Origin of the sequence: Streptomyces sp. NPDC096040 (assembly GCF_040303265.1) — a bacterium.
Classification (GTDB): domain Bacteria; phylum Actinomycetota; class Actinomycetes; order Streptomycetales; family Streptomycetaceae; genus Streptomyces.
Genome location: NZ_JBEOTA010000001.1, coordinates 40,453 through 57,286 on the forward strand (window position 1 = coordinate 40,453; position 16,834 = coordinate 57,286).

The 16,834-nt window shown below is 71.0% G+C and carries 15 protein-coding genes and 1 pseudogene; 8 read left to right on the plus strand and 8 right to left on the minus strand.

Annotated elements, in window-relative coordinates; translation table 11 throughout:
- Positions 1-139 precede the first annotated feature (139 nt).
- Positions 140-1,366, plus strand: a complete 1,227-nt coding sequence (locus tag ABTY98_RS00200; RefSeq protein WP_352218581.1) for a hypothetical protein — start codon at positions 140-142, stop codon at positions 1,364-1,366.
- 125 nt (positions 1,367-1,491) lie between these two features.
- Positions 1,492-1,644 carry a hypothetical protein gene (locus ABTY98_RS00205; protein WP_352218582.1) on the plus strand — a complete coding sequence of 51 codons (153 nt, stop codon included), beginning with the start codon at positions 1,492-1,494 and terminating at the stop codon, positions 1,642-1,644.
- 101 nt (positions 1,645-1,745) lie between these two features.
- Here the strand turns inward: ABTY98_RS00205 and ABTY98_RS00210 are convergent, their stop codons facing one another.
- Genes ABTY98_RS00210 through chsH3 form a run of 3 tightly spaced genes read right to left on the minus strand, consistent with a single transcriptional unit; the run spans position 1,746 to position 4,762 of the window.
- Positions 1,746-2,765, minus strand: a complete 1,020-nt coding sequence (locus ABTY98_RS00210) for a 3-oxoacyl-ACP reductase (protein WP_352218583.1) — start codon at positions 2,763-2,765, stop codon at positions 1,746-1,748.
- A gap of 11 nt (positions 2,766-2,776) precedes the next feature.
- On the minus strand, positions 2,777-3,853 hold the full coding sequence (locus tag ABTY98_RS00215; RefSeq protein ID WP_352218584.1) for a Zn-dependent alcohol dehydrogenase: 1,077 nt from the start codon (positions 3,851-3,853) through the stop codon (positions 2,777-2,779).
- A gap of 51 nt (positions 3,854-3,904) precedes the next feature.
- Complete coding sequence (chsH3, locus tag ABTY98_RS00220) at positions 3,905-4,762, minus strand: enoyl-CoA hydratase ChsH3 (RefSeq protein ID WP_352218585.1); 858 nt, start codon at positions 4,760-4,762, stop codon at positions 3,905-3,907.
- Positions 4,763-5,012: 250 nt separating this feature from the next.
- Here chsH3 and ABTY98_RS00225 point away from each other — a divergent pair, with 250 nt between their 5' ends.
- Genes ABTY98_RS00225 through ABTY98_RS00235 form a run of 3 tightly spaced genes read left to right on the plus strand, consistent with a single transcriptional unit; the run spans position 5,013 to position 8,040 of the window.
- A complete protein-coding gene (locus ABTY98_RS00225) occupies positions 5,013-6,029 on the plus strand; it encodes an ABC transporter ATP-binding protein (RefSeq protein WP_352218586.1) in 1,017 nt (338 codons plus the stop codon).
- A complete protein-coding gene (locus ABTY98_RS00230) occupies positions 6,029-6,745 on the plus strand; it encodes an ABC transporter permease (RefSeq protein ID WP_352218587.1) in 717 nt (238 codons plus the stop codon). Before ABTY98_RS00225 ends, ABTY98_RS00230 begins: the two co-directional genes overlap by 1 nt.
- A gap of 17 nt (positions 6,746-6,762) precedes the next feature.
- Entirely contained in the window at positions 6,763-8,040 is a 1,278-nt protein-coding gene (locus ABTY98_RS00235; protein ID WP_352218588.1) for a sensor histidine kinase, read from the plus strand.
- On the opposite strand, the gene ABTY98_RS00240 is transcribed toward ABTY98_RS00235, so the two are convergent.
- Entirely contained in the window at positions 8,018-9,571 is a 1,554-nt protein-coding gene (locus ABTY98_RS00240; protein ID WP_352218877.1) for an alpha-L-arabinofuranosidase B, read from the minus strand. The two genes, ABTY98_RS00235 and ABTY98_RS00240, sit on opposite strands and share 23 nt — an antisense overlap.
- A gap of 274 nt (positions 9,572-9,845) precedes the next feature.
- Here ABTY98_RS00240 and ABTY98_RS00245 point away from each other — a divergent pair, with 274 nt between their 5' ends.
- Entirely contained in the window at positions 9,846-10,478 is a 633-nt protein-coding gene (locus tag ABTY98_RS00245) for a response regulator (protein WP_352218878.1), read from the plus strand.
- A gap of 25 nt (positions 10,479-10,503) precedes the next feature.
- Here the strand turns inward: ABTY98_RS00245 and ABTY98_RS00250 are convergent, their stop codons facing one another.
- The 4 genes and pseudogenes from ABTY98_RS00250 to ABTY98_RS00265 form a co-directional block, all read right to left on the minus strand.
- On the minus strand, positions 10,504-11,334 hold the full coding sequence (locus tag ABTY98_RS00250) for a hypothetical protein (RefSeq protein ID WP_352218589.1): 831 nt from the start codon (positions 11,332-11,334) through the stop codon (positions 10,504-10,506).
- Positions 11,334-11,873: a SigE family RNA polymerase sigma factor gene (locus ABTY98_RS00255; RefSeq protein WP_352218590.1), complete on the minus strand. Its 540-nt coding sequence runs from the start codon at positions 11,871-11,873 to the stop codon at positions 11,334-11,336. The genes ABTY98_RS00250 and ABTY98_RS00255 overlap by 1 nt, the downstream gene beginning before the upstream one ends.
- A pseudogene (locus ABTY98_RS00260) lies at positions 11,761-12,724 on the minus strand (MFS transporter). The gene ABTY98_RS00255 and the pseudogene ABTY98_RS00260 overlap by 113 nt, the downstream one beginning before the upstream one ends.
- Before the next feature lie 84 nt (positions 12,725-12,808).
- Positions 12,809-14,056: a lipid-transfer protein gene (locus tag ABTY98_RS00265; protein WP_502994099.1), complete on the minus strand. Its 1,248-nt coding sequence runs from the start codon at positions 14,054-14,056 to the stop codon at positions 12,809-12,811.
- Positions 14,057-14,223: 167 nt separating this feature from the next.
- On the opposite strand from ABTY98_RS00265, the gene ABTY98_RS00270 reads away from it, so the two are divergent.
- Both ABTY98_RS00270 and ABTY98_RS00275 read left to right on the plus strand, forming a co-directional pair.
- Positions 14,224-15,978, plus strand: coding sequence for an MFS transporter (locus tag ABTY98_RS00270; protein WP_352218591.1), 1,755 nt, complete (start codon positions 14,224-14,226; stop codon positions 15,976-15,978).
- A gap of 198 nt (positions 15,979-16,176) precedes the next feature.
- Entirely contained in the window at positions 16,177-16,830 is a 654-nt protein-coding gene (locus tag ABTY98_RS00275) for a class I SAM-dependent methyltransferase (protein WP_352218592.1), read from the plus strand.
- The last annotated feature ends 4 nt before the right edge of the window (positions 16,831-16,834 follow it).

Genomic DNA, 16,834 nt, shown 5'->3' on the forward strand with positions numbered 1-16,834 from the left:
GGGAGGCTGCGCGCAGCACACCCGTCCCCGTTTCCTCAGGCGAATCGCCGAGTGTGCACCCGTATGTGTGAAGACGTGGGCAGCCGGTCCCCCGTCTGTGCGTGCGAAAACTAGCTTCGTGGCTGGAGGTGACCGAGCGATGACGATCTGTGCGATCGAACCCTCGGCTGCGGACGAGGACGACAGCGCGCCGAGAGCGGGCTGCACCATCACGGCGGACGGGGCGTACGCGGCCCGGCTGGCCCAGCGGGAGGGTTCCTGGTTCCCGGAGCGGTGGACGCTGGACGGCCCCGAGCCGTACGCCGTGCCGCTGCCCGGCAACCAGCCCGAGGAGCCGGGCACGGAGGTGCAGCCGATGGGTGATGGGCGGGTGCTCATCCACCGGCTGGTGGACGGCCGCCACCACTTCGCCCTGCTCTATCCGACCGGACCCGGCACCGGCGAGCTACCGCTGGGCGCCGTGGAGTGCCCGGATCCGGGTGCTTCGCTACGACTGCTGCCGCCCGCGCCGGGAGGTGTGCGGGCGTACGCGCTCGCCGTGGAGCCGCGCTCCTCCACCGTGTGGCTGGTGGCGGGCGGGGCGTTCGGGCCGGAGCGGCTCGCGGTGGTCCCGGGGCGCTGTTCGGGCGGGATCTGGCTGGACCGGGACGGGCGGATGCTGGCCGTGGACCGGGAGCTGGGCGGGCGGACCAAGGCGGTCGTGGTCGACCTGGGGCGGGGCGGCGAGGTGTCGCCGCTGCTGCAGATCGCGGCGGACAGCGACGACCGGCTGCTGCTCGCCGACCCGGACAGCGGGCTGATCCTGGTCGGCTCGGACGCGCCCTCCCCCGGGCAGGAACGGTTGGGCTGGGGTGTCCTCGGCAGCACGCTGCCGGTGCGTTTCCCGGAGAGCCTGCGGCCGGCGGAGTGCGTGGTGACGCCGTTCGCGATCCAGCCGGGGCTGGTGCTGATGCCGGAGAGCTGCGGGGTGGCGCTGCGGATCGACGGTCCGCTCGGCAGCTGGGTGGGCGCCTGGCGGCCGAGGGAACGCGGGGTGTGCCATCTCCCGGCGCCGCAAGGGTGGTTGGCCGGCGCCGGGTTGTGGACGCGGGACGGGGTGCTGCGGCTGCCGTACGCCACGGGGGAGGTCCCGTGCGGTGTGGCGGCGGTCGCGGTGTCCTGGGGGGAGACGGGGGGTTCGACGGGGGGTTCGGGGGAGCGCGGGGGGCCGGGGGACGCGGGCCCGGGGGATCCGGTTCGGGACGGCACGGCTGCCGGGGCGTCGGGTACGTCGGGTACGCCCGGGGAGTCGGCGGTACCGGACCCTCCGGAGCCTGTCGTGGCCCGGCCGGTGCCCTTGCAACAGGCTCCGCTGGGGCGGCTGTAACGAAGTAGAGGTGGCTTGTAACGAAGTGGCAGCGGTCGGCGTGGCCGCCTGGATTCGCCCCGTGGTGGGCCGGTTACACTCGCCGCGCTGTTAGAAAGATCATGTTGACGGGGTGAATTCTTCCGATGAGCGACGCCAGCACGTACGAGCAGCTGTCCGCCGGCCTTCAGGAGACGGATGGCCACGGCAAACACCGTGGTGAGGTCTCGGCCCAGGACAGCGAGTCGGCCCCGAGCGGCCGGCACCGCAAGCCGGAGCCGGTCGAGTCGGCGGCCTGACGGTACGTACGACAGCGGCTCCGCCCTTCCGGGGCGGGGCCGCTGTCGTTTGTCGCCTTCGATGTGGGGCCGCTGTCGTTTGTGGCGTGTTGTGTGTCGTCCTACTGCCGCTTCAGCCCCAGCACCTCCGCCGCCGCGAAGGTCTCCCCCGGCGGCCGGTCCGCGTAGTGCGGGGTGAGCAGGGCGTCGAGTTCGTCGTAGCTGAAGGTGTCCTGCTTGCTGTCGAACTTCGCCTGGACCCGCGGCCGTTCGACGATCGCGACCATGCCTCCGTGGACGACCAGCAGTTGACCGTTGATCCGCTCGGCAGCCGGGGACGCCAAGTAGCCGACGAGCGGGGCGACATGTTCGGGGGCGAGCGGGTCCAGGCCCTCGGTGGGCCGCTCGAACCCGGCGAAGACGTCCTCGGTCATCCGGGTGCGGGCGCGCGGGCAGATCACGTTGGCGGTCACGCCGTACTTGGCGAGGGCGAGGGCGGTGGAGGTGGTCAGGCCGACGATGCCGCCTTTCGCGGCCGCGTAGTTGGGCTGGCCCGCGGAACCGGCGAGGAAGGCCTCGGAGGAGGTGTTGACGATCCGGCCGTAGACCTTCCGGCCTCCCGCCGCCTTGGACCTCTCCCGCCAGTGCGCGGCCGCGAAGTGGATGGTGTTGAAGTGGCCCTTGAGGTGGACCCGGATCACCGAGTCCCACTCGTCCTCGGTCATGGAGAAGACCATGCGGTCACGCAGGATGCCGGCGTTGTTGACGAGGATGTCCAACTTGCCGTAATGGGTCGTCGCGAGCGTGAGAAGGTCTCGCGCTTGTGAGAAGTCGGCGACATCCCCGCTGTGAGCGACCGCCTGGCCGCCCTCCGCGCGGATCTCCTCGGCGACCTGTTCGGCGGGACCGGTGGAGGCCTTGCCCGAACCGTCCCGGCCCGGCTGACCGAAGTCGTTGACGACGACGGCCGCGCCCAGCCGGGCCAGTTCGAGTGCCTCGGCCCGGCCGAGCCCCCGGCCCGCGCCGGTGACGATCGCACTGAGCCCTTCGAGCGGCTTATCCGACAGCGGCCTCTCCGACAGCGGTTTCTCCGACAGCGGTTTCTCCGACCCTGACGTCTCCGACACTGACCTCTCGGACATACGGCGGCCCCTCAGAGCTCTATGCAGGTGCGCAGCGCGGTGCCGGTGCGCATCTGGTCCAGGGCCTCGTTGATCTCCGCCAGCGGCACCCGGTGGGTGATCAGGCCCTCCAGGTCGACGCGGCCGGCCCGCCAGAGGGCGATCGTGCGCTCGTAGGAGCGGACCACGTCCCCGCCGCCGTACATGGACGGCAGGATCCGCTTCTCGTCGAAGAACAGCTCGAACATGTTGAGCTGGAGGAAGTCGTCCATGGCGCCGGCGCCGACGACCACGAGGGTGCCGCCGCGCCGGGTGTTCTCGTACGCCGTGCGGGCGGTGGCGGACCTGCCGACGACCTCGAAGACGTAGTCGAAGCCCTCGCCGCCGGTGACCTCCTGTTTGGCGCCGGGCAGTTCGTCGGGCGGGACCGCCTTCGTCGCCCCGAACCTGAGCGCGGACTCGCGCCGGGACGCGACCGGGTCGACGGCGACGATCTCGGCCGCCCCCTTGAGCCGTGCCCCCTGGATCGCCGAGATCCCGACCCCTCCGCACCCGATCACGGCGACCGACGAACCGGCCTCCACGTCGGCCGTGTTGAGGGCCGCGCCGAGCCCGGTGGTCACCCCGCAGCCGATCAGCGCGGCGATGTCGAAGGGCACGTCGTCCGGGATCGGCACCGCGCACCCGGCGTCGACCACGACCTCCTCGGCGAAGGTGCCGGTGCCCGCGAAGCCGAAGACATCCCCGCCGTGGCGCTTGAAGTTGGGGGTGCCGGCGTTCATGAACCCGGCCAGGCACAGCTCCGTCTGTCCGCGTTGGCAGGCGGGGCACTCGCCGCAGGCCGGCAGCCAGCAGACGACCACCCGGTCGCCCGGTTTCACCCGGGTGACGCCCTCCCCCACCTCCAGGACCTCGCCCGCGCCCTCGTGGCCCGGCACGAACGGGGCCGGCTGCGGCAGCACCCCGTTCATCGCCGACAGGTCCGAGTGGCACAGCCCGGTGGCGCGCACCCGTATCCTCACCCTGCCGGGGCCGAACCCGACCGCCTCGACGTCGTCGAGGACCTCCAGCTTCTCCTGGCCTGTCTCCTGCAGTACGGCTGCGCGCATGGTGCGGCTCTCCCCTCAACTGCGTACGGGACCAAGCTGGCTCAAGCTTGATCAGGAGTGTTCGACGATCGTGTCGGCGAGGACGGGCGCGTCCTCCCGCTCGGCAGCGCTCACGGCGACCCGGGTGGACTCCGATGTGTGCCACATGCGGATCCGGAGCGTCTCCCCCGGGTACACCACGCCCGCGAACCGGGTGGTGTACGAGCGCACCCTGCTCACGTCCCCGCCGAGCAGGGTGTCCACGACCGCCTTGAGCGTCATGCCATAGGTGCACAGCCCGTGCAGGATGGGCCGGTCGAAGCCGGCGAGCTTGGCGAACTCCGGGTCGGCGTGCAACGGGTTGTAGTCGCCGGAGAGGCGGTAGAGCAGGGCCTGGTCCTCACGGATCCGGCGCTCGACGGTCCGGTCCGGCTCGCCGTCGGGCGGGGCAAGCCGGGTGGAGGGGCCGCGGTCGCCGCCCCAGCCGCCCTCCCCTCGTACGAAGATCTGTGCGTCGTTGGTCCACAGCGGGCCGTCGGCGTCCGCGACCTCGGTGCGCATCACCAGGACGGCCGCCTTGCCCTTGTCGTACACGGCGGCGATCCGGCCGGTGGCGGTGGCCGTGCCCTCGGCCGGGATGGGGCGGTACAGGGTGAGGGACTGGCCGCCGTGCAGCACCTTGGCGAGGTCGACGTCGACGCCGGGCATGGACAGTCCGCCGATCACCCCGGGCGAGCCGGCGCCCGCGACGGTGGCGAAGCTGGGCAGCACATGCAGCCGGGTCTCCAGGGTGTAGCGCAGCTCGTCGGGATCGGTCGCGGGGCGGCCCGCGCCGATGCCGAGGTGGTAGAGCTGGACGTCCCGGCGGTCCCAGCGGATCTCCCCGGACCGGGGTTCGGCGGCGAGGGCCTTGGCTGCGTCGATGGGCATACGGCTCCTGAGGTGTCTCAAGACCCCGGCACGGCCGTCCGCACCGTCGGCCGCACCGAGGTCGTCACGGGCCGACCTAGAACGCGTTCCAGTCCGGCGCCCCTTGTATAGCCCAGCACCCGGCAGTTGTGAAGGCTCCTGACACTGTGTCAGGTCTGCTGTCGATTCACCGACCGGTGACATTTGTCCTGCCCGAGTCCGTACAGGCGCATCTGCCGCGCCGGGGGCTCGGGTTCGTAGCGTCGTAGTCATGACACAGACAGGTGGGACAGCGGGCCGGGCAGAGCGTGCCGTGTCCTTCGCGGGGGCGGTCAAGACCTTCGGCGCGGTGCGCGCCGTGGACGGGGTGGACCTGGAGATCGGGCGCGGTGAGACGGTCGCACTGCTCGGCCGCAACGGCGCGGGCAAGTCGACGACGATCTCACTGCTGCTCGGGCTGAACACGCCCGACGCCGGCACGGTCGAACTGTTCGGCCTGCAGCCGGCGAAGGCCGTACGGAACGGGCTGGTCGGAGCGATGCTCCAGGAGGCACGGGCGGTACCCCGGGTCACCGTCGGCGAGCTGGTCGCCTTCGTGGCCCGGCGCTATCCGATGCCGATGCCCGTCACGCAGGCCCTGGAACTGGCCGGTATCGGTGAGCTGGCCGGCCGGCGGGTGGACCGCCTGTCGGGCGGGCAGACCCAGCGCGTGCGGTTCGCCGTGGCACTGGCCGGGAACCCCTCGCTGATCGTCCTGGACGAGCCGACCGCCGCCCTGGACGTGGAGGCACGGCACGCGTTCTGGCACTCGATGCGGGCCTTCGCCCGGCGCGGGCACACCGTCCTTTTCTCCACGCACTACCTGGAGGAGGCGGACACGCACGCCGACCGCATCCTCGTCATCGACCGCGGCCGGATCGTCGCGGACGGCACCGGCGAGCAGCTCAAGCGGGCGGCCGGCGGCAGCCTCGTCTCCTTCGACCTGGCGGGCCGCTCCACCGAGGGCCTTTCCCGACTGCCCGGCGTACGGTCCCTCGAGGTGCGCGGCGACCGCGCGCTGCTGCGCACCGACGACTCGGACGCGACCGTGATCGCACTCGCCGCCCGGAACGCGATCCGCGGCCTCGAGGTCACCCCCGCCTCCCTCGACGACGCGTTTCTGGCCCTGACGTCCCGCCCGCGAACCGGAGACGGCGTGATGTCCGGCCCCCCGCACCCCGAAGCCACCCCGGCGACCCCGAACGACACCTCCCCCGCCCGCACCGCCCCCGAGACGGAGACCGTCTGATGCTCGACTACCTGCGCCTCGAAGTACGCCGGACCCTGCGCGACGTCGGCTTCGTCATCGGCGGGGTCGCGCTGCCCGTGATGATGTACCTGCTGTTCACCAACCTCGGCGGCGACGACAGCGGCTACCGGACCCAGGCCATGGTCGGCATGGCCGCCTACGGCGCGGTCGGCTCGGCCCTCAACACCGGCGGCGGGGTCGCCGAGGACCGGGCGATCGGCTGGCTGCGGCAGCTCCGGGTGACCCCGATGACCCCGCGCCAGGTCGTCCTCGGCCGGGCGCTGACCGGCTCGGTGACCGTACTGCCCGCGATCCTCGCGGTGCTCGCGGCGGGCGGCCTGGTCAACGGGGTACGGCTGGACGCCTGGCAGTGGGCGGCGATCGCGCTGCTGCTGTGGCTGGGCTCGATCCCCTTCACCCTGCTCGGCCTCGCCAACGGCTACGGCCTGACCTCCCAGACCACCGGCGTGGCGAACATGGCCTGCAACCTGGGGCTCGCCGTGATCGGCGGCCTCTGGTTCCCGATCAGCCTGTTCCCCGGCTGGCTGCGCGCCGTCTCGGAGTACACCCCGACCAACCGCTTCGCCGAACTCGGGACCTCCGTCGCCGACGGGCACACCCCGGCACTCGGCGCGATCGTCGTCCTGACGGCTTGGCTGCTCGCGTTCGGTTCGTACGCTGTGATGGCGTACCGCCGGACCGGGCGGACCGCGTGATCGGGGGAGCGAGAGAGATGTCCTGGATGCGAGGGATCACCTGCCGGATACGCCGACGGCGGGCGGCGCGGGCCGGGTGGACGGCCGACATGGCGGAGTTCAGGGCCGCGCAGAAGGAGGCGCGCCGCAAGGGCGAGTGGCCCGAGCACCCGGGTCCGCCGCCGACCGGCTTCTCCCTGCTGCCGTGGCTGCTGATGGGGCTGGGTTCCTTCTCCAACCTCCTCCAGGGCAAGACCCCCAACCCCTGGATCGGCGGCCTGGGCCTGTTCGCCTTCAACTCCCTCTACATCTACGTCGTGTTCCGCTCCTTCGTGAGGGAGAAGCGCGAGGCGGTGTCGACGCGGGTGGCGCTCGGCGCCATGTGCCTGATCACCTGCGGTCTCGCCGCCGGCTACGGCGGCAGCTGGCTGTACTTCTTCCCGCTGCTCGGCCTCGCCACCGGGGCCTGCCTGCGCGGCCCGCGTCTCGGCCGGGTCGGCTTCTCGCTGACCGCCCTCGCGGCAGCGGTCTCCGTGTTCCGGGCGGGCTGGGACGCGATCAACGTCGCCTACGGCACCTTCCTGTCCACCATGGTGACCGCGGCGATCCTCTCCCTCTCCGAGGCAGTACGGGAGCTGCGCGCCGCCCGCGAGGAGCTGGCCCGGCAAGCGGTCGAGAAGGAGCGGCTGCGCTTCTCCCGGGATCTGCACGACCTGCTCGGCCACACCCTCTCGGTGATCGTCGTCAAGTCGGAGGCGGCCCGGCGCCTCGCCCCCCGCAATATGGACGCGGCCCTCTCCCAGATCTCCGACATCGAGTCGGTCGGCAGGCAGGCACTCACCGAGATCCGCGAGGCGGTCACCGGCTACCGCGAGGGCAGCCTCGCGACCGAACTCGACCGGGCCCGCTCGGCCCTCACGGCGGCGGGCGTCGAGCCGGTGGTCCGGCAGAGCGGGACGCCGCTCGCCCCGCAGACCGAGACGCTGCTGGGCTGGGTGGTGCGCGAGGCGGTCACCAACGTGGTCCGGCACAGCGACGCCACCCGCTGCGAGATCACCGTCGGCAGCGGTGCCGAGCAGGTCCGGTTGACGGTCACCGACGACGGCACCGGCGCGAGCGCCGCCGAGCCCCGCCGGGAGGGCGTCGGCGGCACCGGTCTGAAGGGGCTGACCGAGCGCCTCGCGGCGGCGGGCGGCTCTCTCAGGGCCGGCCCGTCGCCACGCGGCGGCTTCACCGTCACCGCGGAACTCCCCACCGAGTCCGAGGAGTTGCTGACCACTGTGGTGGCGGCGACTACGGCGCCCAGGGCGAGCTGACGACCCAGCTCACGTCGTCGGCCCAGGACGTGGCGCTGTCCCAGGCGTTGGAGCCGCCGTCGCTCGCTATGTACACGTTGTAGTTGTAGTGGCGCAGATATCGCGTCGGGTAGTTGTACGAGGCGAACGAGGTGCCCGTGCCGCTCTTGCCGGTCTCCGGGCAGAACGTGGCGTCGGCTCTGAACGTGGCGGTGCCGTCCATCGGCTGCCTCAGGAGCTTGAAGTTGTAGTGCCGCAGATAGTCGCCCGGGTAGTTCCTCGACTCGAAGGAGACACAGGAGCTACTGGCCAGTCCTCGGCGGACGATCCAGGTGGCGTCGCTCTTGTCCAGGGCGGAGCTGCCGGAGGTGATGGCGGAGAGCACGGCCGCGTTGGCCTGGTGACGGACATAGTCGGTGGTGCAGCAGGACGTCGTGGCCTTCAGGGAGATCTCCGAGGCGGGGTTGAGCGTGCCGGTGGAGCCGGTCGCACCGCCGTAGCCGACGGAGACGATGTTGGACTGGACGGCGTCGTCGGCGGCATCGGTCGGTATGCCCGAGGTCATCACGCCCTCGAAGAACGAGCCGATGGAGCCGTTGCTGTTGTCACCGCCGGTGCCGAGGACGATCGCGCCCTCCTGGTGCATGGGCGAGTAACCGCTGGTGGTGGGCTCACCGCCGGAATACGTGGTGGTGAGACCGCCGGATTGTGCGTTCCCCCATTTCAGTGCGAAATGGTTCTGCCCGTTGTTCTTCAGCAGCGCGGTGACGAAAGGTGTCGCTCCCGTGCCCGTGTTGGAGGAGTTTGTGCTGTAACCGAGGTTGGACTGGAACAGGCCGTTCTCCAGGTCCGCCTGCACCCAGGGGCCCGAGCCGTAGCAGGGCGCGAACCAGCACTCGGTGCCGAAGTTGATGGCGTCCATGTGGCCGTTGCCGGTGTCCTTGTTGTTGGTCTCGGCGTTGCCGTAGTCGAAGCAGCAGGCGCCGTTGACATGGGTGCCGGAGGTGACCATGTACATCCCCTCGGCGGCACCGTTGGTGGCGACACCGGAGGTGGAGTTGTCCCGGTAGCCCATGCCTGCCGAGATCTCCAGGCCATAGACCTGGTGCCCGCCGACGGTCACCGGCAGCGCGTCCGCCGGCGCCCCGACGTCGGCCGCGCCGGCCCCGCCCGCGCCCTCGACGGTGAGGTCGTTGTGCTTGCTGGACTGGTCGTAGATCTTGGTGATGATGCAGGTCGTACCGGCGCAGAAGGAGTCCTGCGCGGCCGCGTTGGCGTATCCGCCGGTGGACAGCAGACCGATGTTCGCCGTGGCGCTGTCGGAGGCACGCTGCACCTGGTAGAGGGATCCGCTGTACGACGAGTACAGCGCCCGGACCATGCTGTGCGCGGCGACGCACGGCGTGCCGGCGGTGGCGTAGACGTCACAGGGCAGCGAACTCGCGGCGGCGGCCTGCGGGGTGCCGGCCCCGACGACGAGCGCGGCGACGGTCACGAAGGCCGCGAGCACGGACAGCGCGGCTCTCTTCACTCGGGGCGGACAGGAGCGCATGGCTCGTAGGGACACTGAGAACACGGTGCACCTCTTCTTCGGTTCCTCGTAGGGCGGTGCGGGTTCTTGGCCGGTATACCGAACGTCGTTCGACCGAAATACCGAACCTATTCCGCGGTCGAAATACCGACCATTCAGCGGGAATTCAGGGAATTGCAGAGGTGATTGTTTGAGCACGGTCATCCGGCGTCAAGACCTGCGACGCGGAAAAGGACCACTCTTTAATGGCCGGACCCGGGGCTAGGCTTGGGCTGTGTACGAGCCTGCGAACGAGATGCCCCGGGACCACCGGCCCGCCAAGTCCATCAGGGTGCTGCTCGCCGAGGACCAGGGCATGATGCGCGGGGCCCTCGCCTTACTGCTCGGGATGGAGCCGGACATCGAGGTCGTCGCCCAGGTCGCGACGGGCGACGCGATCGTGGACGCGGCGCTGACCCACCGGCCCGACGTGGCCCTCCTCGACATCGAACTGCCGGGCCGCAGCGGCCTGGACGCGGCGGCGGAGCTGCACGAGCAGGCGCCCGACTGCCGGGTGCTGATCCTGACCACCTTCGGGCGGCCCGGCTATCTGCGCCGGGCCATGGAGGCCGGGGCGGCCGGCTTCCTCGTCAAGGACGGTCCGGTCGAGGACCTGGCCCGGGCGGTCCGGCGGGTGCTCACCGGGGAGACCGTGGTCGACCCGGCGCTCGCCGCGGCCGCGCTCAGCGCCGGGCCGAATCCGCTCACCGCCCGCGAGTGCGATGTGCTGAAGGCGTCGGTGGACGGCGCGACCGTCGCCGACATCGCGGCGAAGCTGCATCTGTCGGAGTCGACGGTCCGCAACTACCTCTCCGCAGCGATCGGCAAGACCGGCACCCGCAACCGCGCGGAGGCGGTGCGGGAGGCGCGGCAGCAGGGGTGGCTGTGAGCGCCCGGCGGCTAGGCCCGCTCAGTTACCTCGTCACCTCCGCCGACTTGTAGACCGTGCCCTGCGGGGCCACGCAGACGAACCAGTTCGCCGTCGGGAAGCCGTCGACCGCGCGGATCACGTTTCCGTCGTCGTGCGCCGAGAAGCCCACGGCGGGGTGGGCCACGCTGGTCGTGCCGTCCTTCCAACGGCAGGTGACCTCCTGAGCCGTCTTGGCGACCGCACCGATCACCAGCCGCCCCGAACTCCCGGAGGCGGACGAGAATCGGGTGGCGATGGCCTCCATGTCCGTGCCGGAGTAGGACTCCAGCGTGCGGACGGTGTTGAACATGACCTGCTGGAAGTGCTCCTCGCCCCAGCCCCGGGTCGCGAAGTAGGAGATCTTGCCGATCAGATCGGCAGGCTTGCGGACCCCGGCCGGCTTCAGGCCCAGTTCGGCCATGACGTCGAACTGCCGGTTCGCCTCGGTCTCGTTGCGCGGTGCTCCCCACACCTGGACAGCGACGCTCCACTCCTTGCCCTGGTAGGTCCCCCGAGACAGCTCGGTCCCCTGAGGGTCGTACACATGCCGTGCCTCCGCCGACGCCGGCGGCTTCGCCACGTTCGTCCGCCGGTCCCCGTGTCCGTCGCCCGGCAGCCCGGTCACCGCCAGTGTCGCCCCCGTCGATCCCGCCAGTACCGCCACCGCCGTGGCCGTCGCCATCGCCCAGCGCCGGGCCCGGCGCCGTCGGCCGCCGCGCATCACCGCCTCCACCGGGGCTATGCCGATCTCGACCTCGTCCGCCGCGACCGCGAGGAGGAGGGCGATGTCCGTCTCCGTCTGTGTCATGCCGTGGTTCTCCCGGTTCGCGTTCATCAGCCACGCCCTCCCTGCGTCACCATCTCGGCCAGTCCCCGTATGGCACGGAGTTTCGCGATCCCCTTGGCCGCGTTGCTCTTGACCGTGCCGACCGAGCAGCCCATCGCCTCCGCCGCCTGGGTCTCCGTCAGGTCCTCCCAGTAGCGCAGCACCACCGCCTCCCGCTGCCGCGGCGGCAGTTGGGCGAGTGCCTTGAGCAGGGCGCTGCGGTCGTCGGCCTGGGCGATCCGGTCCCCTGTGTCGGGCACCTCGCGCACCAGGCCCGAGTCGTCCCTGGGCGCGAGGAACTCCTTGAGTTTCCTTCTGTGCCTGCGTGCGTGCGCGTTGATCATCACGCGCCGTACATACGCCTCCGGATCATCGGCCGAGCCGACCTTCCGCCAGGCCACGAAGACCTGTTCGAGCGTCGACTGCACCAGGTCCTCAGCGGCGTGCTGCTCCCCCGTGAGGAGAAATGCCGTACGCATCAGCCGCGGCCAGCGGCCGATCATGAAGCTCTGGAACTCCTCGTTCCGAGCGTTCTCCCGTTCCCCCATGGGCACCTCCTAGATGTAAAGAGGAGTCCGCGAGCCGCCCGGACCGTTGCCTCATCCAGCAGGAGTCGGCGAAATTCCTCCCGGCAGGCCACAGCAGCATCAGCACCGCCCCGGCCAGCAGCAGGCCGGTACTGGTACGGAAGGCCAGCGCCTACCCCTCGGTCAGGGCCGCGGCCCCGCCACCCGTGCCGGTCCTGGCCGCCGCGATCGTCGACATCACCGCGAGCCCCAGCGAACCGCCCATCGTGCGCGAGGTGTTGATGAGTCCCGAGAGCAGCCCGGCCTCCGTCGGCGCCGCCCCGGACGTGGCCAGCGCGGCCAGCGGGGTCGCGGCCAGGCCCGCGCCGAGCATCATCAGGATCCCGGGGAACATGATCGCCGTCGTATAGGCCCCGTGCGGGCCCATCGTCGACTGCCGGCCGAACCCGGTCACCGCGACCAGCGTGCCAGTCACCGCCACCCTCCGATCTCCCGCCCGGCGCATCAGCCGGGGCGCCGGCTTGGAGCCGACGAGCACCGCGACCGAGCTGGGCAGCAGGGCGAGGCCCGCCTCGATCGGGGAACATCCGCTTACGGCCGTACAGGTCACCGGCGCGCCCGCCGAGCAGCATGAACCCGGCGAAGGCGATGGCGTACGCGTTCACCACCGCCCCCCAGAGGGGGTACCCCCAGCAGGCCGGACGGGCTCAGCCCCAGGTCCGCGCGCATCGACGGCAGCGCCACGTTCACCACGGACACGTCGAGCACGACCAAGAACTGCCCCGCGCACGCCAGCGCCACCACCAGCCAGGTGGAGGCGCGGTACGGCGGGATGCTCGTGGGGTGTCCGCGGCTTCAGGCCTGACTGTCATGCTCTCAAGCCGGTTACGGTCCTTGGATCGGCTTTTCGGCCCACCCGGTCCTCGGTCGTGCGGCCCACGTCACCGGCTCCGCCGTCACACCGCCCTGCGCAGCAGGGTCACCACCGCCGCCCCGCCCAGCCCGATGTTGTGCGCGAGCCCCACCCGCGCCCCCGCCACCTGCCGCTCTCCTGCCGTCCCCCGCAGCTGCCAGACCAGTTCGGCGGTCTGCGCGAGGCCGGTCGCGCCCAGCGGGTGCCCCTTGGAGATGAGCCCACCGGAGGGGTTGACCACCCAGCGTCCGCCGTACGTCGTCGCCCCGGACTCGACCAGCTTCCCCGACTCGCCCACCGGGCACATGCCGAGAGCCTCGTACGTCAGCAGCTCGTTGATCGAGAAACAGTCGTGCAGTTCCATGACGTCGACGTCCTCGATGCCGAGGCCGGAGCGGTCGTACACCTGGCGGGCCGCCGCCCGTGACATCGGCCGGCCGACGACGTCGATGCACGAGCCCGACGCGAAGGACTCCTCGGTGTCCGTCGTCATCGCCTGCGCGACGATCTCGACGAGACCGGTGAGCCCACGCCGTTCGGCGAACCGTTCCGAGACGACCACGGCCGCCGCCGCGCCGTCGGAGGTGGGCGAGCACTGGAGTTTGGTGAGCGGGCGGTGGACGGTGCGCGCGGCGAGGATGCCGGCGACGTCATACACGTCCTGGAACTGGGCGTACGGGTTGTGCGCGGAGTGCCGGTGGTTCTTGGCGGCCACGGCGGCGAGTTGCGCCTCGGTGGTGCCGTACCGCTCCATGTGCTCGCGGGCGGCGTCGCCGAAGATCTGCGCGGTGGGCGGGGTCGTCTCGAAGCCGTGCCGGGCCGCCATGACGCCGTAGTGCCGGGCGACGGGTGAGGTCGAGAAGTCGTTTCCGTCGGCTCCGCCGCCGAGCGCGCCCTTCTTCATCTTCTCGAAGCCGAGGGCGAGTACGCAGTCGGCCGCCCCGCCCTCGACGAGCTGCCGGGCCAGCATCAGGGTGGTTGCGCCGGTGGCGCAGTTGTTGTTGACGTTGTAGACGGGGACGCCGGTAAGACCCAGCTCATAGGCTGCGCGCTGGCCGGCGGTGGAGGGCTGGAAGCAGTAGCCGACAGGAACCTGTTCCACATCGCCGTACGAGATCCCCGCGTCGGCGAGGGCGGAGCCGCCCGCCTCCCGGACCATGTCCCAGTACTGCCAGTCACGCGTCTCGGGCTTCTCGAACCTGGTCATTCCGACCCCGGCGACATACGCCCTCGTAGCCCTCACGGCACTCATCGCGGCACTCATGGCGCGTGAGATTAGAACACGTTCCATAAATTGACCAGGGTCTGACGGTAGATCAGAAACCCATGGGGCGGTCAAGGATTCATTAGAAGCTCGAAGCAACGGAATAGTTGCCTGTGCATACGAGGTTTACCCGGCACTTATCCGATGCGGCTCCCTCACTTCCCGTCACTCTCTTGGCCCGGAGGCCTCACTCAATGACGCACACGACGGCCGACCAGCCCGCCCGGGGCGCGAGCGGGGCCGTGGTCCCGGTCCTCGCCTTCGCGGGCATCGTGGTCGCGGTGATGCAGACCCTGCTCGTTCCGGTTATCAAGGACCTGCCGCAGCTGCTGGGCACCGAACCCAGCAACGCCACCTGGGTCCTGACCTCGACGCTCCTGTCCGGCGCCGTGGCCACTCCGATCATGGGCCGCCTCGGCGACCTGTACGGCAAGCGGCGGATGCTGATATTCAGCCTCTCCGTGATGGTGGTGGGCGCGCTGATCAGCGCACTCACCAGCGAGCTGCTCACGATGATCGCGGGCCGTACCCTCCAGGGCTTCGCCATGGGCGCGATCCCGCTGGGCATCGGCCTGATGCGCGACATGCTGCCGCGCGAGAAGCTCGCCTCGGCGATGGCCCTGATGAGCTCCTCCATCGGTGTCGGCGGCGGTCTCGCGCTGCCCGCCGCGGCCCTGGTCGCGCAGCACGCCGACTGGCACGCCCTGTTCTACGGCGCCGCCGGCCTGGGTGTCATAGCCATCGTCCTCACCCTCCTCGCCGTACCGGAGTCCCCGGCACGCGCCGAGGGCACGTTCGACGTCCTGGGCGCGATCGGTCTCTCCGTGGGCCTGGTCCTCTTCCTCCTCCCGATCACCAAGGGAAGCGACTGGGGCTGGACCTCCGGCACCACGCTGGGCCTCTTCGCCGCCTCCGCCGTCGTCCTCCTCCTGTGGGGCGTGATGGAGCTGCGGGTCAAGGCCCCCCTGGTCGACCTGCGCACCACGGCCCGCCCGGCGGTGCTCTTCACCAACCTCGCCTCGATCATGGTCGGTGTCAGCTTCTACGTCGTCTCGCTGGTCCTGCCCCAGCTGCTCCAGCTCCCGAAGGCCACCGGCTACGGCCTCGGCCAGTCGATGGTCACCGCCGGTCTGCTGGTCGCCCCGCTGGGCCTGACAATGATGTTCACGGCCCCCGTCTACGCCCGACTGTCCGCCAAGTACGGCCCCAGGACCACCCTGATCCTCGGCATGCTGATCATCGGCATCGGCTACGGCGGCGGGCTGGGCCTGATGAGCGCGGCCTGGCAGAGCCTGGTCATCGCGGTGATCCTGGGCGCGGGCATCGGCCTCGCGTACTCCTCCCTCCCGGCCCTGATCGTCGGCGCGGTCCCGGCGTCCGAGACGGGCGCGGCGAACGGTCTCAACACCCTGATGCGGTCCATCGGTACGTCCGTGTCCAGCGCCGTCATCGGCATGGTGCTGGCCAACACGGCGAACAACGTGGGCGGCGTCGCCATCCCGACCATGCACGGCTTCCGGGTCTCCTTCCTGATCGCGACGGGTGCGGTGGCCGTGGGCCTGGTCCTCGCCCTGCTGCTGCCGAAGCGGAGCCTGCCGGCGGCGGAGGCCGCCCAGCACACGCGGCTGCGGGCGAGCAGCGACGAGGACGCTGCGCTGGCCAATGCCGAGGAAGTACTGCGGGGCTTCCGCGGACGCGTGCTCGACGCCGCGGGTGTTCCGGTGGCCCGCGCCAAGGTCACGCTGATCGACCGGCGGGGGCGGCAGGCGGGCGCCACGCTCTCCGGTGACGACGGTACGTACGCCTTGGCGGTGCCGGCCGAGGGGGCGTATGTGCTGGCCGCGAAGGCGGTGGGGCACGGGCCGTTGGCTTCTTCGGCGTCGCATGCGGGGGACGAGCGGGCGGTTGACCTGGACCTTTCGTTGCCTGGGGAGACGGTGTCGGCGTAGCGGGTCCGTTGTCGGCTGCGGGTGCGTGGGGGCTGGTCGCGCCCCCGCGGGCCTAGCCGCCATTGACACAGCCCCGCGCCCCTTTCAAACGAGGGCATTTTCAAACGAGGGCATTTTCATTCGCACCCCCTGTCCGGGCTCCGGCAGGGGGTGCGGCAGCATGGGCGGCCGGAATGTCGTACGACCGAAAGGACCCCCATGGCCTCGGCCGCACCCAAGCCCGAGATCCTCGCCGCGTTCGAGGCGGCCAAGGGGTTCATGCCCCTGCACGAGGGGCTGGCGCTCCACGCGGCCGCCGTCGAAGCCGGAACCCTGGGTCTCCCCCTCCTCGAGGTCGGGACGTACTGCGGCCGCTCCACCCTCCTCCTCGCCGACGCGGCCCGCACCACCGGTGTCACCGCTGTCACCGTCGACCATCACCGGGGCAGTGAGGAGCAGCAGCCGGGCTGGGACTACCACGACCCGGAGACGGTCGACCCGGAGCTCGGGTTGATGGACACGCTGCCCACCTTCCGGCGGACGCTGCACCGGGCCGGGCTCGAAGACCATGTCGTCGCCGTCGTCGGCCGTTCCCCGCAGGTCGCCGCGTTCTGGAACTCGCCCCTCGGATTCGTCTTCATCGACGGCGGCCACACCGACGAGCACGCCACCGCCGACTACGAGGGCTGGGCCCCCCATGTGGCCCAAGGCGGGCTCCTCCTGATCCACGACGTCTTCCCGGACCCGAAGGACGAGTTCACCGGCCAGGCCCCTTACCGCGTCTACCTCCGCGCCCTGGATTCGGGCGCGTTCACGGAGATCGCGGCCCAGGACTCGCTGCGCGTCCTGCGGCGTACGGGGGCGGGGATCTGAGCGC